The organism is Terriglobia bacterium (assembly GCA_020072645.1).
GTDB lineage: Bacteria > Acidobacteriota > Terriglobia > Terriglobales > Acidobacteriaceae > Angelobacter.
Window position 1 is genome coordinate 158,800 of sequence record JAIQGK010000003.1, and the last position, 21,619, is coordinate 180,418.

At 56.3% G+C, this 21,619-nt stretch carries 17 protein-coding genes and 1 pseudogene; 9 read left to right on the forward strand and 9 right to left on the reverse strand.

Annotated features, from left to right (window positions below):
- The first annotated feature begins 21 nt into the window (after positions 1 to 21).
- Positions 22 to 1,143 carry a hypothetical protein gene (locus LAO76_04180; GenBank protein ID MBZ5490114.1) on the forward strand — a complete coding sequence of 374 codons (1,122 nt, stop codon included), beginning with the start codon at positions 22 to 24 and terminating at the stop codon, positions 1,141 to 1,143.
- 35 nt (positions 1,144 to 1,178) lie between these two features.
- Here the strand turns inward: LAO76_04180 and LAO76_04185 are convergent, their stop codons facing one another.
- Together LAO76_04185 and LAO76_04190 are read right to left on the reverse strand one after the other, a co-directional pair.
- Positions 1,179 to 1,619, reverse strand: a complete 441-nt coding sequence (locus LAO76_04185) for a hypothetical protein (GenBank protein MBZ5490115.1) — start codon at positions 1,617 to 1,619, stop codon at positions 1,179 to 1,181.
- 239 nt (positions 1,620 to 1,858) lie between these two features.
- Positions 1,859 to 2,611 (reverse strand): glycosyltransferase family 2 protein, encoded by a 753-nt coding sequence (locus tag LAO76_04190; GenBank protein ID MBZ5490116.1) that lies wholly within the window; start codon positions 2,609 to 2,611, stop codon positions 1,859 to 1,861.
- 117 nt (positions 2,612 to 2,728) lie between these two features.
- On the opposite strand from LAO76_04190, the gene LAO76_04195 reads away from it, so the two are divergent.
- The 3 genes from LAO76_04195 (at position 2,729) to LAO76_04205 (ending at position 4,997) form a co-directional block, all read left to right on the forward strand.
- Complete coding sequence (locus LAO76_04195) at positions 2,729 to 3,460, forward strand: sigma-70 family RNA polymerase sigma factor (GenBank protein MBZ5490117.1); 732 nt, start codon at positions 2,729 to 2,731, stop codon at positions 3,458 to 3,460.
- Positions 3,457 to 4,530: a serine/threonine protein kinase gene (locus LAO76_04200; protein ID MBZ5490118.1), complete on the forward strand. Its 1,074-nt coding sequence runs from the start codon at positions 3,457 to 3,459 to the stop codon at positions 4,528 to 4,530. Before LAO76_04195 ends, LAO76_04200 begins: the two co-directional genes overlap by 4 nt.
- Before the next feature lie 107 nt (positions 4,531 to 4,637).
- On the forward strand, positions 4,638 to 4,997 hold the full coding sequence (locus tag LAO76_04205; GenBank protein ID MBZ5490119.1) for a hypothetical protein: 360 nt from the start codon (positions 4,638 to 4,640) through the stop codon (positions 4,995 to 4,997).
- A 36-nt stretch (positions 4,998 to 5,033) separates the two neighbouring features.
- Here the strand turns inward: LAO76_04205 and LAO76_04210 are convergent, their stop codons facing one another.
- From LAO76_04210 to LAO76_04220, 3 genes are all read right to left on the reverse strand, one after another.
- The gene (locus LAO76_04210; protein MBZ5490120.1) at positions 5,034 to 5,654 is read right to left on the reverse strand and encodes a hypothetical protein; all 621 of its coding nucleotides are present in this window, start codon (positions 5,652 to 5,654) and stop codon (positions 5,034 to 5,036) included.
- Positions 5,651 to 7,555, reverse strand: coding sequence for a PAS domain-containing protein (locus LAO76_04215; protein ID MBZ5490121.1), 1,905 nt, complete (start codon positions 7,553 to 7,555; stop codon positions 5,651 to 5,653). The genes LAO76_04210 and LAO76_04215 overlap by 4 nt, the downstream gene beginning before the upstream one ends.
- 75 nt (positions 7,556 to 7,630) lie before the next feature.
- Complete coding sequence (locus LAO76_04220; GenBank protein ID MBZ5490122.1) at positions 7,631 to 9,028, reverse strand: sigma-54 dependent transcriptional regulator; 1,398 nt, start codon at positions 9,026 to 9,028, stop codon at positions 7,631 to 7,633.
- Between the two features lie 298 nt (positions 9,029 to 9,326).
- On the opposite strand from LAO76_04220, the gene LAO76_04225 reads away from it, so the two are divergent.
- The 4 genes from LAO76_04225 (at position 9,327) to LAO76_04240 (ending at position 14,456) form a co-directional block, all read left to right on the forward strand.
- Complete coding sequence (locus tag LAO76_04225) at positions 9,327 to 10,322, forward strand: hypothetical protein (GenBank protein MBZ5490123.1); 996 nt, start codon at positions 9,327 to 9,329, stop codon at positions 10,320 to 10,322.
- 207 nt (positions 10,323 to 10,529) lie between these two features.
- Positions 10,530 to 11,492, forward strand: a complete 963-nt coding sequence (locus LAO76_04230; protein MBZ5490124.1) for a hypothetical protein — start codon at positions 10,530 to 10,532, stop codon at positions 11,490 to 11,492.
- A 185-nt stretch (positions 11,493 to 11,677) separates the two neighbouring features.
- On the forward strand, positions 11,678 to 13,654 hold the full coding sequence (locus LAO76_04235; protein ID MBZ5490125.1) for a transcriptional regulator: 1,977 nt from the start codon (positions 11,678 to 11,680) through the stop codon (positions 13,652 to 13,654).
- A 154-nt stretch (positions 13,655 to 13,808) separates the two neighbouring features.
- Complete coding sequence (locus LAO76_04240) at positions 13,809 to 14,456, forward strand: hypothetical protein (protein ID MBZ5490126.1); 648 nt, start codon at positions 13,809 to 13,811, stop codon at positions 14,454 to 14,456.
- A 222-nt stretch (positions 14,457 to 14,678) separates the two neighbouring features.
- On the opposite strand, the pseudogene LAO76_04245 reads toward LAO76_04240, so the two are convergent.
- The 4 genes and pseudogenes from LAO76_04245 to LAO76_04260 form a co-directional block, all read right to left on the reverse strand.
- Positions 14,679 to 15,024 (reverse strand): annotated as a pseudogene (locus LAO76_04245) (prolyl oligopeptidase family serine peptidase).
- Positions 15,025 to 15,153: 129 nt separating this feature from the next.
- Positions 15,154 to 16,851 carry a glycerol-3-phosphate dehydrogenase/oxidase gene (locus LAO76_04250; GenBank protein MBZ5490127.1) on the reverse strand — a complete coding sequence of 566 codons (1,698 nt, stop codon included), beginning with the start codon at positions 16,849 to 16,851 and terminating at the stop codon, positions 15,154 to 15,156.
- Between the two features lie 93 nt (positions 16,852 to 16,944).
- Positions 16,945 to 18,699: a DUF1957 domain-containing protein gene (locus LAO76_04255; protein MBZ5490128.1), complete on the reverse strand. Its 1,755-nt coding sequence runs from the start codon at positions 18,697 to 18,699 to the stop codon at positions 16,945 to 16,947.
- 206 nt (positions 18,700 to 18,905) lie between these two features.
- Complete coding sequence (locus tag LAO76_04260) at positions 18,906 to 20,690, reverse strand: diguanylate cyclase (protein ID MBZ5490129.1); 1,785 nt, start codon at positions 20,688 to 20,690, stop codon at positions 18,906 to 18,908.
- Between the two features lie 65 nt (positions 20,691 to 20,755).
- Between LAO76_04260 and mazG the strand changes: the two genes are divergently transcribed.
- Positions 20,756 to 21,619 carry a nucleoside triphosphate pyrophosphohydrolase gene (mazG, locus tag LAO76_04265; GenBank protein MBZ5490130.1) on the forward strand — a complete coding sequence of 288 codons (864 nt, stop codon included), beginning with the start codon at positions 20,756 to 20,758 and terminating at the stop codon, positions 21,617 to 21,619.

Below are 21,619 nucleotides of genomic sequence, written 5' to 3' on the forward strand. Positions count from 1 at the left end.
GGTTGTCAGGGGGTAATCGAAATGAAGAGGATCGCTTGCATTGGCTTGCTCTGTTCGTTCGCAACCCTTGGTTTGTGCGCAGACCTCAAGGTCACCATGCTGAAGGATTCTGCCCCGCCAGATCAGGTGCAGCCTGCGGGCTCGTCTGCCACGCTACCTCCAGATGGTGGCTCGGTTACGATCTACGTTCATGGCGCATCGCAACGCATCGAGTTCATGGGGCCCATACCCTGGATTCAGCGCTCGCACATGCTGGCCACCCTTCCATTTTTTTCGGCTGTACCACAGCGGCGGCCGCACATAGCGGTAATCACTCATTGTGACACCGGATTGGTGGATGAGTTATATCTCGATACGCACACATACATTGAGTTCAAAGCGCCAAAATACCTGGCTGGAAAAGATTTTCTGAAACTGGCGGAAAAGGCGCGGAAGCAATCGGAAAAATATATGACGGCCACTACTCTCGATACAGGAGAATCAAAGGATTTCTTTGGCCATACAGCTCACCACAAAGTCACCACGCTCACGCAGAAGACCGCCGGGAACCGGATAGCTTCATCGGTTCTCCACGGAAAAACAGTCACTACGGAAGTTACCTACTATCGGGACATTCAATACCAGGAGACCATCGACGGTTGGTACATCGATTTACCGCAGCCAGGATGCGCTCCGGAATATCTCCGGCAAGGTCTGGCTGTCCCGGCAACATTCATGGATGACTGCGGCAATGACGGTCAGTATGTTTGTGATCCGTTGGCTGGTGGTGACGTTCGGACTCCATGGAGCAACGACGAACTACGATCATGGCAGGGCTTCCGGGCGTATTCTCCAATGCCAGGTCCCGCCGATACCAGTGTTCCGCTCGGGGTGCGTGAGACCACGGTGGATGATTACACAAAAAGGTCCTCAACCAGCTTTGTCCGCACTTATCTGGTTTACACCGGCTTTCTTCCTTCAGGACTTGCCGTTTCCCAAAAGACCAGCGGCGAGGTTACGCTCAAGGAATATCCATCCAGAAAGGGGCTCAAGAAGACAGAGACTCCATGGGGTTACACAGTGACGGAATTGTCAGAGGATCCGCTGGATCCGGCCTTGTTCGCCGTGCCCGCTGACTTTAAGAAGACCCCCGTTACTCATTGATCGAAAAGGCCACGCCGGATAGGCCCGGTCTGTACCTACTGTTTCTTTGCTTCCACCTTCACCAGTAATGTTTCCGGCCCGCCGTTATTGCTTACATACTGCTCGCTGATCAGCTTGCTCGGCGACTCCAGCCATGTCGCGTTACGGAGCTTGATAGATGCCTGGCCGGGAAACTCTCCGCGAAATACCAGCTTGTCTCCTTCGAACGCGCCGGTCTCGACAATCGCTCCGGGGAACGAATCGCCAAATACATAGGCCTTGTACTTGCTTTCCGACATGTCCCAGGTAAGCACGAGCATGCCTTCAAAGTCGCCAACAGGTCCTTTCGAATGAAAAGTATTGACCAGAGAGTTGCCGCCCGGCCCCAATTTGCTGGAGTATACGCCGGTGTTAGTTGCACCCTGGGGCGCCATGGCTGACTTGGGATACGTCTCGGTGTAAGTCCAATTGCCGACATAGAAGCCAAGGCGCTTCATCTCTGCTGCTCCCGGCTTTGCTTTTGCCTCCTGAATTTGTGAGGGCTTTGCTTCTGAATTTTGCTGGGCCCTACTTAGGCCCCCGACCGTAACCGCGAGAAGCATCAAGCCGAGAAGAGCCATTGTTCTGAAACTGGAACCAGACCACGCAGGACCTTTTCGCATAGATAATTGCCTCTGATTCGTCTCGTCAATCATTCACACCCTCCCATTCTTCTCCGCGCCTCCGCGGTGAGATTTTATTTTTTGGATTTTTCCCACGCCTTGGCATACTTCCAGCTCACATATGCGGCATGATTCATCAGTACCAGCAGGCCTTCGCGGCCGTCCAGGAATCCGCCGCGAAAAAAATATGCCCAGATGAATCTCACTAGAGGCCGCAGAACGATATTCACCACGCTGAATCCGACCTTCCGCTCACGCGCCACCATGTCCGCTCCCAGTGATGAATAGCGGTTCGCGTGCTCGATAAAACTTTCCAGCGTCGGATAGGCGTGATGGATCATGTCGCCTTTTATGTGGCCCAGTTCGCCCGCCATTTTCATGTCTTCATGCACGTCGCGCAGCTCAAACGTCGCCGCGCCGCGCCGGATCAGCCGCAGTTTAGGGTCAGGATAATAACCGCTCCGCTTGATCCATTTGCCGAAATAAAGATTGCGGCGATTCATTGTGTATCCGGCAAACTGCGGCGTGCCCGATTTGAGCAGCGCCTTGATGCTGGCTGCCAGCTCCGAGCTCGCCTCTTCGTCGGCGTCCAACGAGAGAATCCAATCGCACGTCGCTTTCTCCAGTGACGAGTTTTTCTGCCGCGCAAAGCCCTTCCATGGCTCCACAAATACCTTCGCCCCGAATGACCGGGCTATGGTTACCGTCGCGTCCGTGCTGCCTGAATCGACCAGAACAATCTCGTCGGCAATGTCTTTCACGCTCTGCAGCGTGCGGCCGATGTTCGCTTCTTCGTTGAGCGTGATGATGCAAACAGAAAGACTCATGCGCGGAAGGATAACAGGAGCCGAAAGCGCCGGTCACGCTGGCTGCTATGAAGCAGCTTGTCATACGCCCTCTTCACCACTAAACTCGCCCCAGCACTTCTCTAAAAAGAGTTCCTTTTGGCGCACAACCCACAAGGCGACGCATTTCCCCTGACCCGCCACTCCGTGGTGGCGGCCGCGCAAGGCCGCGATCCGGAAGAACGAAGCCGCGCCATGGACGCCATCACCACCTCATATTGGCGTCCTGTCTACAAGTACGTGCGCCTGCGCTGGCACGTGGAGCGTGAAGACGCTGAGGATTTCACCCAGGACTTTTTCTCCCGCCTGCTGGAGAAAGACTTTCTTGTCTCGTACGATCCCGCAAAAGGCAAGCTGCGCACATTTCTTCGCACATGCATTGATCGCTTCTTCATGAACCAGCTCCGCGATGCGCACCGCCAGAAGCGCGGCGACTCCGCCGTCCACATCTCGCTCGACTTTGAAGAAGCCGAGCATGAGCTTGCCGCATCCACGCAGACCGGCTCTGCGGAAGATTATTTTGAAAAAGAATGGGTGCGGACATTGTTCGCCCTGGCCGTTGAGCGTTTGCGTATGCAATGCCAGTCAGCAGGGAAGACCACACAGTTTACCGTCTTCGAACGCTACGACCTCGGCGATGAAGACACGCGGCCTTCCTACGTCGCCTTGGCGGAAGAGTTCAGCATCGCCGCCACAGACGTGACCAACTATCTCGCTTTTGCCAGACGAGAATTCCGCCGCTGCGTGCTGGCCCAGCTTCGTGACATGACAGGCAGCGACGAAGAATTTCAACGCGAGGCTCGATCGCTGCTTGGAGTCGAACCAAAATGAAGTTCCTCCCAGACCAGGTCGTCGTGCGCCTGCAAGCCGGGATGCAGACTCCCGATCTTTCCGGCACACGCTATCGTGCGCTTGAACTTCTTGGCCATGGCGGCATGGGCACGGTATGGCTGGCGCATGATTCCATTTTGCAGCGACCCGTCGCGCTCAAGGTCCTTGTGGCGGAAAACAGCTCGGCTGATCTGGCCGCGCGGCTCATGCAGGAAGCCGTGGTGCTGGCCCGACTGGAACATCCCGGCATTGTTCCCGTGCATGACGCCGGTACACTCCACGATGGCCGCACGTTTTATTGTATGAAACACGTAGAAGGCCAGACGCTTGATCGTTACGCGCTCAAACTGCCCCTGCGTGAAAGACTGCGTCTCGTCCAGCGCATCGCTGAGCCGCTGGCATTTGCCCATTCCCGCGGCATCATCCATCGTGATCTCAAGCCCGCCAACGTCATGGTTGGTTCTTTTGGTGAGGTGCTGATCGTGGACTGGGGACTGGCGAAGATCATGGGCAGCGCATCGGCGGCGGATCAAGTCTCACAGCATGTCACGGATGCAACCGGACTATCCTCGACCGGGACACAAGTGTCAGGGCACGAGTTTACTCGTGCCGTCCAGGACCCCTTAAGATCCGGGGCTTTAGCCCCTGAAAATGCTCTAGCCACCACAGCGCACGGTTCCGTTCTCGGTACCCCCGGATACATGGCGCCGGAACAGGAATGCGGAGATGTAAACGTGATCGACCAGCGCACAGATGTTTTTGCCCTCGGCTCAATCCTCAAATATCTTTTGCAGGAACCGCCCGGCTCGCGGCAGCATGAAGCATATGCACGTCCGCTGCAGGCGATCTGCGCCAAAGCCATGTCCGCTGAAATTTCCGCGCGTTATGCGTCTGTGCAAGAACTCGCCGCCGACGTGGGCAGATATCTTGACGGAATGCCGGTCACCGCCTATCGCGAAAACATTTTCGAGCGCACCGCGCGCCTGGTGGGCCGCAATCGAGTGGCCGTCGTCCTGGTCCTGGCATATCTCTTCATGCGCCTGTTATTTATTCTTTTCTCTCGGCGCTGATTTTCGCGGCACAAATTAATTGGCCGAGCTTAAAAATAATTTAAAGGTTCCGGCAAAAGCGGGTAATACGCTAGTAGAGACATCATCTCTCAGAGGGAGTGAGCAATATGAGCAACAAGATTGTGCTGGGTCTGGTGCTGGGCGGCGTTTTGGGCATTCTGGATGGGCTTACGGCGTGGTTCACTCCGGCGGTGCGCGCCGGGATCGTCGGGATCGTTTTCGGATCGATGATCAAAGGCCTGATCGCGGGTGTCCTAATTGGTTTCTTTGCCCGCAAAGTCCACTCGCTCGCGCTAGGCATCGTGTTCGGCCTGGCCGTCGGCGCATTTCTGGCATGGATCATCGCCTTCATGCAGCATGGCTACTACTTCCAGATCATGCTTCCCGGCGCGATGGTTGGCTTGATCGTCGGCTACGCCACGCAGAAGTATGGATCGGCAAGACAGGCGCAGCGGGCGGGAGCCTGATCCCCTTGGCAACCCGAAGCTGCGAGAGGAAACCTGCTACCGTTGTTTGACGAGCTCATCTGACAGCAGGCGCGCCTTCACCGCCAGCGTGTGAGCGCGGGCAGGATCGTTTTCCGTGGTGGCGGTGCGGCTTTGCTTGATGAATTCCCTGATCTGTGCCCGCATCGCCTCTTCATCTTTTGATAGCGTGCGTGTGATCCCGTTCAGGTTGGCTTCCGCGCCTTGCAGAAGCTGGTCCGTTGAAGCCTGGTTGTTTCCCCCGTCAGCGGGTGTCGGACCCGGGGAAATCTGGCCCGTCTGCGCCGGAGTAGGCGCGGGCTCCGCTGGAATGATTTTCTTGGGATTGTTGTGCGCCACTTCAGATTTCTCGCCCGGTTTCTTCGTGGCCGCATGGCGCGTGTGTTTGGGCTTGCTCTTTTCCGCTGTCTTTTTCCCGGTCTGGGGCTGCTCGGCCGGTGTTGCTGTTGGCTGCGCTTCTGGCTGCTGCGGCGCGGGTTGCGGTTCGGTCTCGGCGGGCGTGGGCGTGGCCTCCGGCGTTGCCGTTGGAGGCGGTTGCTGCGGCATCACCAATACCGGCTTCTTATGCTCGCAGCCTGAAACGATCAATGCGAGCAATAATATGCCGGCGGCTGCTGTGTTTAGACGAAGTGTTTTCATGCCTTGCTGACTGAATCCTCTTTTGCTACGGCGGGCACATCTCCGTTGGCAGCGGCCTCTGCCAGCGGGAAGCGCAGGAAAAACGTGGTCCCATGATCGATGATCGAAGTAAATTCCACCGATCCATGGTGCAACTGCACCACGCGATAGGCCATGGCCAGGCCAATCCCGCTTCCGCCCGTCTTTGTAGTGAAGTATAGATTAAAAATCTTGTCGCGGATATTCTCCGGAATGCCCGCGCCCTGGTCGCGAACGCTGATCAGCGCGCTGTCGCCGTCGCGCTTCACCGTCAGTCGCAATGTGCCTCCATCGGGCATCGCCTGCACGCCGTTCAAAACGATATTTAGCAGCGCCTGCTTCACCAGGTCGGCGTCAATGCGCACCGGCAGCGCATCCGGCGCGGCCTCGCGTTCTATAAGCACCTGATGCTTCTCCGCCGCCGGAGACGCAAGGTTCACCACGTCCTCAACCAGCTTGCGCATGTCCAGATCATTCAGGCGCAGCTCCACGGGACGAGTAAAGTCCACCAGCGTTTGCACAACGCGATCAAGCCGCTGAATTTCGCTGCTGATTACGTCCACGTGGCGGCGAGTATCGGGATCGATTTCCTTCATCTTCTGCCGCAGCACTTCCAGGTGCACCACAATGGCGTTGATGGGATTCTTTACTTCATGCGCCACGCCGGACGTAAGCCTGCCAATGGCGGAAAGCCTCCGCGAAAGCTCGATCTCATCCTCAATGCGATGCACAGACTCGGCGTCGCGCAACGTGAGTAGCGCGCCAATGCGCTCGCCGTGCTCCTCAATAAAGTCGAGCGAAATCTGGATGTGCCGCCCCTGCGCATCCTCAATTTCTTCCAGGTCCACAGCTTCGCGCGATGAAAACGCGTCCAGGATTTTGCGCCCCAGAATGGATTCACGCGAGAAGATCTCTTCCGGCTGGCGTCCCAGCATCTCTCCGCGCGCCTTGCCGATAAATCGCTCTGCAGAAGCGCTTACCAGCACCGCATTGGAATCGCTGGTAAAAAGCATCACGCCGTCCTGCAGGTTGGCCATCATCTGGTCCAGATTCTCCTTCAGGGCAGAGAAGACCTCTTTGACATCGCGCATCTGCCGGCCCAGTCGTTCAATTTTGGTAGAGACGGTGCCGTATTCGTCGGAACGCTTTTGCGGAGTCGCTACCAGATCAGCCTTGCCGGAGCTGATCAAATCCAGCCGTCGGCTGATGGCGGCCAGCGGTCGCAACGCAAGGTTTGAAAGTCCTGCCGCCAGAATCATGCTGAGCAGGATGGCTGTGCCGGAAAAAATCAGCGCACGGCGGATTTGCGGCTGAATGTCCTGCTTCAGGAACGCCGTATAAACGCCAACGCGCACTTCACCAAACGGCTTGCCCGTTGCGGTATGGATCAAAGGGAGGCGGACGTCATAGGCGCGCGCCGGACCGTAAATCAGCTTCAACTGCTGGCGCAGGCCGCTATCCAGGACGTTCTTGAAATCTTCTCGTGCGGGAATCACCGTGCCCTGCAGCGCCGGATTGGTGTGCAGCATCGCCAGCCCATCGGCATCCACGATGCTCACATCAAGAATGTTGGGTGAATCGCCGGTCACCGATTCCAGCAGCGCGGTGATGCCGGTATCGTATTGCAGCAATTCCTGCACGGCTGCTTCGACCTGCTTAGGATCGTTCAGGTCAATTTTGGAACTGCTCAGGTCCACGCCCATCGCGGGTTTCGATACGGCAAAGACGTGCAGCTTGATCACATCAGCAACCTGGTAAACCTCATGGATGCGCTGATGCACCACTTCCGAAATGTAAAGCGTCGAAAGCGTGGCCACAATCGCCACCACCATGGCGGTGATGGCGAAAACCAGTTTGGTTTTCAGGCTCAAGGCAGGCATCATTCACTTCTTAGCGTGCAACTTGCTATGTTGCATTTGCCATCTTCAGCTATCGCCACGGCAAATGCAAAGGGTCTTTTAGCCGGCGCCCTCGCTGGCCACGGCGGATGCGCTTCCATATTCCTTCAGCTTATTGTGCAGCGTTTTCAGGCTGATTCCCAGGACTTCCGCAGCGCGCGTTTTATTGTTATTGTTCGCCGCCAGCGTTTTCAGAATCAACATTTTTTCGGCCTCGCCCACCGTGGTTCCCACTTCCAGCCGGATCCCTTCGCCATCGCTCGACGGAACGCGAACACCCATGGCGCCAAAATTCGGCGGCAGATGGCGCTGGTCCAGTAAGGTTCCATCACAAACGATTACACCGCGCTCCATGGTGTTGCGCAATTCACGCACATTGCCCGGCCAGTTATGGTTATGGAACATTTGCAAAACATGGTCTGCCACGCCGGCCACCTTGCGGCCATGCTTGGCGTTCATGTCAGCAAGCAATGCGTCTACCAGTTGCGGGATGTCTTCCTTATGGTCGCGCAACGGCGGCAGGTGAATATTGAAAACGTTGAGCCGATAATAAAGATCGCCGCGCAGTTCGCCTTTTGCCACAGCCTCTTCAGGGACTTTATTCGTCGCCGCCAGCACTCGCACATCGACAGGTGTTTCTACCTTGCTGCCCAGCCGGCGAAGCTTGCGGTCTTCCAGCACACGCAGCAGCTTGGCTTGCGTTGCGGCAGGCATCTCTCCGATTTCATCCAGCAGCAGCGTGCCTTCTTCAGCCAGCTCAAAGCAGCCGGCGCGGCGCTCCATGGCTCCGGTGAACGCGCCTTTTTCATGACCAAAGATTTCGCTTTCAATCAGCGTTTCCGGAATGGCGGAGCAGTTGATCGCCACAAACGGCTTGCTTTTGCGCGGACTCAGGTCATGAATCGTGCGCGCCACCATCTCTTTGCCCGTGCCGCTTTCTCCGGTGATCAGTACGGACGCTGTGCTGGGCGCTACCATCTCAATCAGGTGAAAGATCTCCTGCATCGGGCGTGACGATCCAACCATCTGGCCGAAAACGCCGGTATCGCGCAGTTTTTTCTTGGTGACTTCCAGCTCTACGGTCGTGCCGCGCTGCCGGGAAGCATTCTGCAGAATCTGCCTGAGCCGCGCCGGGTCCACAGGCTTCTGGATAAAGTCATACGCGCCCGCCTTCATGGCGTCCACGGCGACATCTATGCTGCCCTGCGCCGTCAGCAATACCACGGCGATCTGCTGCGGCTGGTCAGAAAGCCGCTGCAAAAGCTCCATACCGTCCATGCGCGGCATCTTGAAGTCGGTGACCACGATCCCCGGCGACCAGGTGGCTACTTTTTCCAGGCCTTCCAACCCGTCTTTGGCTGTGTCGGTTCGGTAGCCCCACGCAGAGACGAGCTCGGCCAAGCCGGAGCGTTCATTTTCTTCGTCTTCCACAATCAGGACTTTTTCTTGTGTACTCAAACGCTTCCCCTTGTGTAGAGATTATCATCGGGCCCTGTTTTCCTTGGAGCGGGTACTCTGGCTTAGATGACAAACCGTGTAAAAAAGTCTATCAGGCCTCTAACCCTTTGACTGTATTGAACTTAAAATCCAGAGTAGACGCTTTTTGTGCCATTTGCATCTCAACTGGTGATTAGAGAACCGGTTCGTTGGCGACGGGATTCTCAACGCAAGTCTTTCAGGCCCGAGTTTCAAATTCAGATTGTCTGACCCCAGGGATTTTCAAACTTTCAATACCTTAGAGAGGAAAAGATTGAATATGAGGATATTTTGTATAGCCGCTATCGTGGCAGGCTTAGTCGCGACTGGCTCCATGGCGCAGACCTCGGCGGGCGGTTCGGCATCCGGCAATGCTTCAGTGACTCCCGGTCAGGCTAGCGCCGGAGCCAATGCCAGCCAGAGCGTACAAACTCCAGCCGCGTCAACCGGTGTGAATGGCGCAGCAAACGCTCAGGCATCGCATTCTCAGGAGAACAAGAAAGACGATAAAACTTCTGCCGCTGCCGGCAGCAACAGCGCGGCCGGCATCAATGGCGCTTCCTCAGCGCTGAGCAGTGGGACGACTCTGCAAGCTGAACTGACAAAGTCAATCGACGCTAAAAAAGCAAAGCCAGGTGATGAAGTCACGGCCAAGCTGACGCAAGACGTAAAATCCGATGGCAAGGTAGTACTGCACAAGGGCTCAAAGCTGGTGGGTCACGTTACTGAAGCGCAAGCCAAGAGCAAAGAGAATAGCGAGTCCAAGCTGGGCATAGCTTTTGATAAAGCGATGTTAAAGGGCGGAGAAGAAATGGCTTTCTCCGGCGTCATTCAAGCCTTGGCGGCCCCGGTGCAGGGTTCGCTTTCTGCCGCCACAGATGATGGTGGAAGCCTGGGATCGGGAATGGGAAGCGGCAGCGGTACTGCCATGGGCGGTGGTCGCGGAAACGGAGGCGGCCTGGCTCCCATGGGTGGTGGCGCAGTCAACTCAACGTTGGGCACTGCTACAAACACCGTGAACAACACTGCGGGATCAGTCACCAACTCGGCGAACGGGGCGGTAAACGGAGCGGTAAACCAGGCGACTGGCGTGGCAGCGAATGGCGCCATCAACTCCGCAACTCGCGGCGTGGTAGGAATGCAGGGAGTGGCTCTGAACACAGCGACCACCGGCAGCGTCCAGGGCTCAATTATCAGCTCTGCCAGCCGCAACGTGAAGTTAGATACCGGAACGCAAATGATTTTGCAGGTAACGGGTTCTGCTGCGGCACGCTGACTTATGCGCTCTTTCAGCGGTCAAGTTCCAAACTTGGCCGCTGTTTCTTTTGCATAGCCAATAAAAATCCAGTGTTTCCCGGCAGTGACAACCCCGCTTCGGCATTCGTCCATCTCTTTACTTGGTGGACATTGTAGGAAGTTCGTTGCACAATGGTGGCCGAGAATAACAGGCTTTCGGTGCTTCGTTCCCCCCTCGAGGTGCAGCATGAAGAGCTACTGGATCGCAGTTGCGGTTTTGATCGTGACCGCATGGCCTTGCTCGAAAGCGCGCGCGACGAACGCGCAACAGCAACTGGCAGATGGCAAGCCTCAGGCCTCCGCGCCTGCCACAAATGTAAAAAATTCTGTTCAAACCGCAGTTACAGCTAAACCAGCTGCGGCAGCCGCAGCCACTGCGACAGTGACCCCGCCTGCCACCAAAGTGGAAGACGCGAAGCCCAAAGCCTCTTACATGCTTGTGGAGTTAAGCAAAACACTCAAAGCCAAGAAACTCAAGGTTGGTGACAAGGTGAAAGCGGAAGTTTCCCAGGATATTGTGTCTCATGGCAAGATAATCATTCCGGTTGAAACCAAGCTGGTTGGGCATGTGACTGAAGTGAGCGCCAGGGACAGCGAGCATCCTGAATCGCGATTAGGAATCGTCTTTGACCGCATTCTATTGAAACATTTTCACGATATTGATTTTGAGGCCGTAGTTCAGGCCATATCCCAGCCAGTGGTAAGAAGGTCCCGGGTCGATGAGCCCTCGCAGATGCTTCCCCCCTCGATGGTTGGAGGTGTATCACGTGATGGATCGGTTGCCCCCACTGGACGCGGGGCAAGCGCAGCAGCGGCGGCGAATCGCCCGATGGGCGGTAGCGGTGGCGGTGCAGGCGCATCGGTTGCGACATTCCAGACTCCCATAACCGTAAAACAGTCACCTTCCACGCATGTAGACAGCTCCGGCGCGATTCTGGAGACGGCCTCAAACGGTAAACCGATGAGCATTGGCATGCCGCAGGGCATCTTCGGATTCAAAGGCCTGAGCCTGAGCACCACACCCAGCGCCGATACGCCGGGTCCGGTAATCGTATCGAATACTGAAGACGTAAAGCTCGATTCGGGAACCCAGATACTGTTGCAAGTGCTCAAAGTGGAAATACCGGCAAACCTGAAACCCGCGAAATAAGCCTTCATTTATCGGCGCGCGACTGATGTCATCAAATCGCGCGCCGTTTTATTTTGGGCCAGCATCCACATTGTTCGCGCAGGCGTGTACTTTTTAAATCGATTGCCCTTCGGTAACTTGTTGGAGCAAAATCATCATGTCAATCTCATTGCATTCAGTTTTCAGGGAAAAGACCGTTTCAACTCATGCGTACCACTATGCGAGCCATTCCCGTTCTGGTTAGCCTGCTTTGGATGTCTGCCGCCCTTGTGGCGGAGCAACCATGGCAACCCATTGGCCCGGATGGAGGCAACGTGCGCAGCCTTGCCATCGATCCCAATGATCCTGACCGCATTTTTCTCGGCACCAGCGCCGGGAATCTTTATCTCTCAACGGACAAGGGCGCAACATGGTCACGCTTTGCCCGGCCCGGCAATTCAGCGGAGATGGTCCTGGACCACATCATCATTGATCCCGCTGACTCCCGGAATATGTTTGCCGCTGCATGGAATGCGCAGCTTCCCAATAGCGATGGCGATCTTTACCGCAGCCATGACGCGGGAAAGACCTGGGAAATCGTGGCTGACCTGCACGGAAAATCGCTGCGCGCGCTGAGCATGGCCGCTTCCGATCCAAAAATTCTTGTTGTTGGCGCACTGGACGGAATCTACCGCAGCCGCAACGGCGGCCGTGACTTTGAAAGAATCTCTCCGGCCAATCATGCTGAAATCAAGAATGTTGAATCTGTCGCCATTGATCCGGTAAATCCCGACGTGATTTATGCCGGCACGTGGCATCTGCCATGGAAGACTGAAGACGGCGGCAAGACCTGGCACAACATCAAAAAGGGCGTGATTGACGACTCGGACGTTTTTTCCATTGTGATTGATCACGAGCAGCCCGCAAATATCTTTATCAGTGCATGCTCCGGCATTTATCGCAGCGACTCCGCCGGAGAACTTTTCCGCAAAATCCAAGGCATTCCTTATTCCGCGCGGCGCACGCGCATGCTGCGGATGGACCCCCTTGATCACAACATTGTGTATGCGGGAACCACCGAGGGCCTGTGGAAGACCGTTGACGCAGGCGCGACCTGGAAACACATGACCGGCTCCAACATCATCATCAATGATGTGCTGATCGATCCCCGGCAACCTTCGCGCGTGCTGCTGGCCACAGATCGCAGCGGCGTGCTGGCCAGCGATGATGGCGGCGTAACCTTTACGGCTTCCAACCGTGGCTTTACGCATCGGCAGGCGGCGGCTTTGCTGGTGGACCGCGGCAACAGCAACGTGCTTTATGCCGGAGTTCTGAACGACAAAGAATTTGGTGGAGTATTTGTTTCCCGCGACGCTGGACAAACATGGAAGCAGAACAGTGACGGTCTGGATGGCCGCGATGTTTTTGTCCTTCGGCAGGCCGCAGACAACACGCTGGTGGCCGGGACCGATCATGGCATCTTCGCGCTTCCGCCGCATGGCTCTCGCTGGATACCGCGCGATCTGCCTTTGAGCAAGCCGCAGGCCGCAATGCTGAAAAGGACTTCAACACGCGCCGTCGTTGCGCCTGAGCTTGCTCCGCGCGTCACGGTTTTGGAACTGGGCGCGGACAAGTGGTTTGCCGCAACATCGACTGCACTCTTTGTTAGTTCGGATTCCGGTGCGACATGGCGTGCGGAATCGCTGCCCGGCATTGGCGTTCCTGTAAGCATCAGCGTGGCCGGCAAAGTTGTGGCAATTGCCGGGCGCAACACTGTAGCCGTCTCTGTAAGCGGAGGGGAAAGCTGGCTGCCAACCAAGACGCTGGACGCCGACTTTTCCATCAACTCCGTCGCCGTGGACAACAGCGGCGACGTCTGGCTTGCGGCGCGAACAGGGCTCTTCCGCAGCACGGACGCCGGTGATTCGTGGAAAAAAGTTTCGTCGCTGCGCCTGGCCGATATTCAGACGATCCACTTTGACAATGAAAACCATCGCATGCTGGTGACAAGCGGCCTATCCGTCAATATCTTCGAATCGGCTGACAATGGCCGAAACTGGAACGCCATTACCACGGGATGGCGCATCCGAAATCTGCGCGTAGCGCGTGGCCGCCTGCTGGGGACAACGGCCTTTGACGGCGTTGTGGTCCAGCCTGACGTTACCGCAGCGGCAGAAAATGTCTCCGGCAGCGGCACACGTTAATCGATGGGGCCAAGAAACAGCTACTCTGCCAGCGGTAAAAAGTACACAGTTTTAAAAATAATCAGCCCATAAACCTAAGAAAATAAAGCCGCATTTTGGCATGCGTCGTGCAGTTACCCTTGGTGGCAGTGCCCCCCACACTGCTGGGGTACGTATGACGAGAAATCTATTCCTTCTGATTTTGCTGGTCCTTGCCGGACTGGCAGCGGGCTGCGGTGTCGGCGCGCAACCTCCTACTGTTGCCACCGATACACCCGCAGTGCCGCAGCAGCAGTTGCCTTTTGTGGAAGGCAAAGCGCTGGTGGTTCCGGCCAACACCGCCATCTATGTGCGGCTGCAGCAATCTATTTCCAGCGCGACAGCGCAGTCCGGACAGAATTTTTCCGCCGAACTGGACGAACCCCTTGTGGTTGAAGGACAAACTCTAGCGCCCAAAGGCGCTCCCGTAACAGGCAAGGTGGTTGCCGCCCGTGAATCCGGGCATCTGCACAACGCTGGTTATTTGCGGATCACGCTCTCTTCCATCATGCTGAATGGCAAGACGGTGCCGCTGCAAACCAACAGCGTGTTTGTGAGCGGCGGAAGTTACAAGAAACGTAATCTGGCATTTATTGGCGGCGGGGCCGGCGGTGGAGCGCTGCTGGGCGCGTTGGTGGGCGGCGGCAAAGGCGCAGCCATTGGGACCACCGTGGGCGCGGCCGGAGGCACAACGGCTGCTTATGCAACAGGAAAAAAAGAAGTGGGATTTATTGCGGAACGCCGTCTTGGCTTCCGGCTGACCCAGCCGCTCAACGCGAGCTAAATATTTTTTCTGATCGGTTAAGGTGATAAGGAGCCGCGAGCGGCTCCTTTCTTATTTGTGATCGAAAAGATGCCAGGATTGCCACGGACGATGAGACTACAACTTTACGCCAAGCTGCCAGAATAAAAAGCTCCAGACGTCCACGGCATCATCCACCAGTTTTGTAATGGCCTGTCCACTCCGTGTCCTGCTTTGGCGTCCACGCGCAACAGAATCGGACGATCAAGACCCATTCGCAGCTTCAGCCTGAAGCAGCGCCGCCATCCTTACCGCGTGCATAGGATCGACGCGCGTATCGCTCTCCGCCGTCATGAGTAAAACCGCCGGATAGCGAGTATCTTCACGTGATGAAAGGCGAGCAGGCGAACAAATACTCAAGCAGCGCCGGATCGTCTGAAGATCTGTATTCGGCAATCCACAACCTGGCGATCTGGCAACCCTGGTAGCGGAGCATGTCGAGCAGCGGAAGCTGGCATACCACGGCGCGAAACAAGTCGGGACGCTGCGTGATTGCCGCGCCCATCAGCAGGTCGCCATTGCTCCCGCCTGATTGCCAAATGCCCGGCATCAGTTATATTTTTCGGCGGGCAGATGCTCCACCGCGGCAATAAAGTCGCCAAAGACGCAGGATTGAAGTAAGGCGGGAAAGCGAATCGTAAGACGTGCAGGGATTAACGCAGTTAGATATATGGCCGTTTTACGAATCTTGCGTGGTGCTATGCAACGGCAATGGCTTTCCCACGCAGCTCTGTGGGGAATTTGCGGGGCTGCCCGCGCTCGGATGCAGGAATGCTGTGCGTTCTTCTTCCAGCCGCAGGAGTTCAAGGTGGACGCGGGTTTTGTCCCAGCCCAGCGCGCTGCCGATTTTTGCAGCAGCTTCACGGCTGCACTCTTCTGACCAGCATGCGCCCAGCGCAACCGGCACGCGACGCAGAAGAATATCGCCCAGAGTAACGGCGGCTTCATGCGCCACTGCCTCCACGGCTTCCGCGACGAGGTGGCAGCTATGCTGGCAGAGCGGTTCACGCAGGCGCTCGTCGAGCGATGCGGCATGGGCGATGGCCAGAGCGTGGCGGCCATGCCATTCCGCAATCGCTTGCGCGCAGCCTTCAGGAATTTTGGCTTTGCATGCGACGAGTCGGGCCCATTGTCGCACGGTGGATTGAACATCTTCTTCGCCGGCGGGCGAAGCAAATACGTTGACCGGCTCTGGCACATCAAGGCCAAGTTTACGCCCAACATCACGCGCAAGGCTGGCTGCCGTGGTCAACTTGCCGCCGATCACGGAGAGCAGGCCTGCGGCGCCGTCATCCGAGTGATCGTGAAGCAGATGCTTGCGCGTGATGGCTGAAGACGCTTTGCCGGGCGCAAACGGCAGCGGACGTATTCCGGCAAAGCTGTAACGTATGTCAGCCGGCGTGAGGCCGGAGTGCGGAAAGAGCCGCACAAAACTTTGGAAGAGATAGTCGCATTCCTGCGCACTGGGTTGCGGATTATCAGGCACGCTTGAATCAGCCACTTCACTGGTGCCGACAAGGAGTTGAGCGTTCCATGGGATAACAAAAATCGGACGGCCATCAATGGCTTCACTGTAGATGGCCTGTTGTGGCGCGCCGGCAAATTTGGGCAGCACCAGATGTGACCCGCGCACGCCGCCAATCATCCGCGGTGTGGAAATTCCAGAAGCGCCAATTACCGCGTCAGCCCACGGGCCGGTTGCATTTACAACGTTTTTGGCGTGGACAAAATATTCCTGCCCGGAAATCAAGTCGCGCAGCCGCGCTCCGTTGACGCGTCCGGATTTATGCGAGCCGCCTTCGCGAGTGATCTCCAGCAGCCTGGTGTGATTGCACACCACGGCGCCTGTGGCCATGCTTTCCGCCAGCCACTCCGCCACCAGGCGTTCAGGAAATTCGCACTGCGCGTCTTCATAAGAGTAGATCGACCAGCCATTGCCTTTGTCGAGCTGGCGTTCGAACGCGGAAAGATCACTGCAGCATGCGCGCTTGCCGCCTGCCCAGCGATGGTAGAGCCACAAGCCTGTCCGTATGGAAAGGGAGCTGCGAAGCAGCGAATGAGATTTTTTTGGCAACGCCAGCAGGAATTGCAGCGGACGGACCAGATGCGGCGACTGCATCAGCAGGCGCTCTCGTTCACGCAACGACTCACGCACCAGCCCGATCTCAGCATGTTCAAGGTAGCGTAGACCGCCGTGGATGATGCGCGTGGACCGGCTGGTAGTGCCGGACGAAAAATCATTTTGCTCGACCAGCAGCGTGCGCTTGCTCCACTGCGCACACTCGCGCGCAATGGCAACACCGTTGATGCCGCCGCCAATCACCAGAACGTCAAAGCTCTGGTCTTTCGATTGAATCGAGCTACTCACGTCCATCATTATTTAGATGCTTTTTCAGGAAAGAACAACATTACTTCCGGACGCATATTAGAGGAATATAACCGTTTCGGGAAAATGACGTGTTTAAAGGACTTACCGACGGATCTGCGAAAGTACGCCGTGCGTGGTGCCCCACAATTCAGGATCGATCTCCGGAAAGACCGAATCGCGAAGCTCAATAGCTTCCAGTTCCTGCAGTTTCTGCAGCGAAATCTGGTGGGTCGATTCAAAGCGACGCCATGTATCCAGCAATGCGCGGAATTGTTCCAGATGAGTATTGAAGCGCTTCTCCGCGTAGTCGCGGGCGGCCTTGGTGGTGATCAAGAATTGCCAGTCAGAAGATTCCAGCAGCAGCAGTTCACGGCAAATCTGTTTTACCAGACGCGTGGCCGTGTCATTGCCGCGCCACAAATCACTGTTGGCCATCTGTTGAACTGCCAGCTCAGCAGGATAAATATGCTTCCACGTCCAGGCTGTATCTTCATTCAGCCAGACGCTGTTATTGCTCTCCGCGCCCCACGAACCTTCCGGCAGGGCCACGTAAGCATTGGGAGGAAACTGGTCAAGATAGTCAGTGCAGGAAATCAGCTTGACGCGCGATTCCGGTTTCGCAAATTCCAGCGCCACGTTCTTCAGCCATTCCGGGCCTTCAAACCACCAATGCCCAAAAAGCTCAGCATCAAACGGCGCGGTCAGGATCGACGCCGCTGCGCCGTTGTTGCCATAGCGTTCGAGCGTTTCATGGGTGATCCGGACGAAATGTTTTGCGTGCTCGCGCGTGCGCTCCAGCGCAACCGCGGGATCATACGGCTGCTTGAGCCCGAGATCAGTTTTTCTGCCGGTAATCCGCCAGTATCGATTGCCGCCGGGCCAGCGCTTTTTGTGGAACTCCAGATAGTTCCCGTCGCCGGGATATCCCTGGTCACCGCTCCAGACCTGCGCGCTGGTGCGCGGATCGCGGGTGAAAAACGCAACCTGCGCATCGCGGTCCGGCCCATCGGCAAAATATGGACGATAGAAATTTTTTGCCGGCGGATCTTCCACTGTTTCCATTGCAATGGGAACGCCGCCCGCCAGCAGTTGATACGGAGTGAAATGCGTGGAACTATCAACCAGGTGCGTATCAACGTAAAAGAACTGGATTCCGTGTTCCGCCAGAATCTGCTCCACGCCTTCACGATAGAATGGCTTGGGCGGACGCGAAGATCCGTCCGGCGTAACAGGGAACTGCCACGTCCCTGCCGGCCGATAGCCGCATTCCGGTAGCCATATGCCGCGCGGCTTGCGTCCAAAAAAGCGCTCATGTGTTTCCACGCCGGTCTTCACCTGCGCGCGGATGGAAGAATCGGTTCCCAGCAGCGGGAAATATCCGTGCGTGGCGCCGCAGGTAATGATTTCAATGGCGCCGGAATCGTAAAAATGCTGGAAGCCGCGGATGATGTTGGATCCAAGCTGGTCAAATTGTCGCAACGCCTGCTCATAAAAATGCAGCCAGAAGCGCGACACCTTCACCATATGCGGGTCGTTCTGGACGGTAAAATCGTCGGCGTCTTTGTGCGCGGCCTGGATCTTCCGCAGCAGATATTTTGGGAATTCATCCTTGAATTCGGGGTGCGAGAGCTGCTCCAGCAGAATGGGAGAGAGATTCACGTTGGCCTGCAGCGCCAGGCCCTGCTGCTCCAATTCGCCAAAGACGCGGAGCAATGGAAGATAAGTCTCCGCAGCCGCTTCATGCAGCCACTCCATCCCATGCGGCCACGTTCCATGGTTGACTACATAAGGAAGATGGGAATGCAAAGCGAATGTCACATAACCCAGCGATTTGTTATCGGCGATTTTTGGAGTCATTTAAACGAAATCGGCGGCCCACGTCAGGGGGAACAGCAAGGCCTCTCTCTTATGTCAGATGCAGAACCAGAAGCGTAAACTTCAAGTTTACTACAAGTAGTGCGAGTGAGCTGCTCTGCACGCGGTTATTGGGCAGCACAGGAATAGCGCTCGTGGGGCGAACGCTAGACGGGAAGCCTTGATTCCAGGGGCTTTCAGGGCGTTTCTTACGGCTGCGCGATCTTGAAACTGAGCGGCGGATTAGGCGCATCTTTTTCCTGCTTTTCCGCCAATAGGTTCGTGACTGAATCGCTCAGGCTCACGCAATTGCAGCCTCTGCGTTTCGATTCATAAAGCGCTTCATCCGCGTAACGCAGCAAAATTTCTGGAGTGAGCACGCCGTCCTGCGAGAAAGAAATACCGAATGAGGCAGTCACTTTTCCCAGGGAGTGTCCTGCGTGTTGCAGGTCCAGCTTGGCAATGGACTCGCGCACTTGTTCCGCGCGCTCTGTCACGCTTTCGAGCGTCGTATCCGGCAGCACCACCAGGAATTCTTCTCCGCCGTAGCGGCAGACAATATCTTCCGTACGCACGGAGCGTCGCAACATGGCGGCTACTTCTTTCAATACGATGTCACCCGCCGTGTGGCCAAAGCTGTCGTTGAACAGCTTGAACTTGTCGATGTCCGCCATGATTACGCCAAGGCCGGTGTGGTGGCGTCCGGAGCGATGGAGCTCCTGCTCCAACGTCGCTTCCAGAAAACGCCGGTTGTAAAGGCCAGTGAGCGGATCGCGGATGGACTGGTCATGCAGCTTCTCGCGCAGGCGAAGGTTGGCCAGCCGCAGTGCCGCGTATTCTCCGGCCTGCTGGATCATTGCCAGCCGCGAAGCGGAAAGCTGGTCGGAATGTTCCGTGCTGATGTGCAGAATTCCAAGCGTTTCACCCAGCGCGGCCAAAGGCAGGCAGACATAGGCTTCAGGAATGCTGCCGCTGAAGTGGCGGCAAGTAAGCCCGCGTGAAGTTTCCACTTGAAGGTGCAGCCGTCCGCCGCGCATCGCGCAACAATCTTCCGGTGAAAGGATGTGCTGCGTGGGGCTGAGAGAATCGCCCCAGCTCGCCATTACGCCCATCAGGTTGCGTGAACTGTCAATGGCAAACACCGCGCCCGCACTGTTCGGGATGAATTTCTGCGCGTAGCCGCCCAGAACTTCATAGGCCTCAGGCGCGTTCACGCAGATTTGCAGGTTCGCCTGCAATTCATTCAGCATCTTGCCGCTTTCTGTTTCAATCTGCAGTTGCTGGAGCGAGCCTTCCAATCTGGTTTGTGAATGCAGCGCAGCCTGCTCCGCAATGCGCAGCTTCTTTGATTCCCTTATGACCAGCACGAACACAAACGCCATCAGCGCGCTGAAAACGCCAACGCGGACTGAGACGCTGCGTTCCACTTCCTGGGCTCGCGCCTGGGCAGCTTGATTGCGCTCGCGCAGTAGAACTTCCTGCTCGTCCTTAAATTGTTGCACCGCGTTGCGAACGCGGTCCTGCTTAAAATCTGTGGCCGGACTGTGATAGATCAGCAGCGTTTTATTAGTGCGCAGGTTGTCGCTGAGCTGCTTTAACTCGTCCGTGATCATTACCTGCAGCTGCTTGACTCGCTCCTGTTGCGCGGGATCGTCGCGCGTAAGATCTTCAACTCGGGCAACCCGTTTCCATATTTGCTTTGAGGATTCGGCAAACGTATCCAGGTCCTGTTGTTCCGGCGTCAGGATGTAGTGGAGCCATGCTTCGCGTGCGTCTCCTAATCCGTCTTGAATGGCATCCATTTCATAGAGCACCTGGTGCGTGTGCTCAACGTACGCCTGCGAGCTTAGCAACTCGCGCGTACGAGAGAAGCTGTCCCACGCCATTGCCACCAGAAAGCCGACGATTAGCACGAAGGCAAATGGCAGAAGCTTGCGAGCGTCTAGTGCGCTCTGCAGCACGCTCTTGCCGCTGTTTTTCAATAGATATCGCATCGGGCTTTTTGACCCCGGAAGACGTGAATTTTTGGGGAAATCGCCGCAATGATAGCATTACTTTCATGACAACGGGTGCGAAATTTGAGCGGGCTAAGTCGATTATGGCCAGGTTACGGGCCCCCGGCGGCTGCCCCTGGGACCGTGAGCAAACTTTTGACACCATTAAGAGATATACCCTAGAAGAAACATACGAAGTTTTGGAAGCCATTGATAACAGAGACTGGAAAGAGCTTACCGGTGAACTCGGCGACCTCTTGTTGCAAGTACTCTTTTACGCTGAAATGGCAGAGGAACAGGGCTCTTTTACAATCGACGACGTGCTTGACGCTCTCAGCAACAAGCTGATTCATCGCCATCCGCATGTGTTTGGTGACACAAAAGCAGATGACTCTGCCCAGGTGCTTAAGAATTGGGAAGCGCTCAAGGCTGAAGAAAAGCGCAAAAGTTTGCAGACTAATGGTGAAGCCCAGCAGTCCGGTCCCGCCCTGCTGCTTGAGGGCGTTTCTACCAAGATGCCTGCTCTGCAGGAAGCTCACAAAATCAGCTCCAAGGCCGCGCATGTTGGGTTTGATTGGCCAGAGATGCAAGGCCTGTTTGAAAAACTTACTGAAGAGACACGGGAGTTACAGGAACATCTGCAAGGCTTATTGCCAACCAGTTCTGGGAAGCTAGAAATTCCCGCGGAACTGCGTGACCATGTCGAAGGTGAGGTCGGCGATCTGTTTTTTGTGCTTGTGAATATTGCCCGCTATCTTTCCGTTGATCCTGAATCTGCTCTGCGCAAAACCAATAGAAAATTCCGCCGCCGCTTTGGCTGGATGGAAGAGCAGCTTCAGCAACAGGGTAGAACGCTGGAGCAAGCGAGTCTGGAAGAAATGGAGGCCCTGTGGCAGCAGGCCAAAACCCTGGAGGTACCAAAGCCTTGA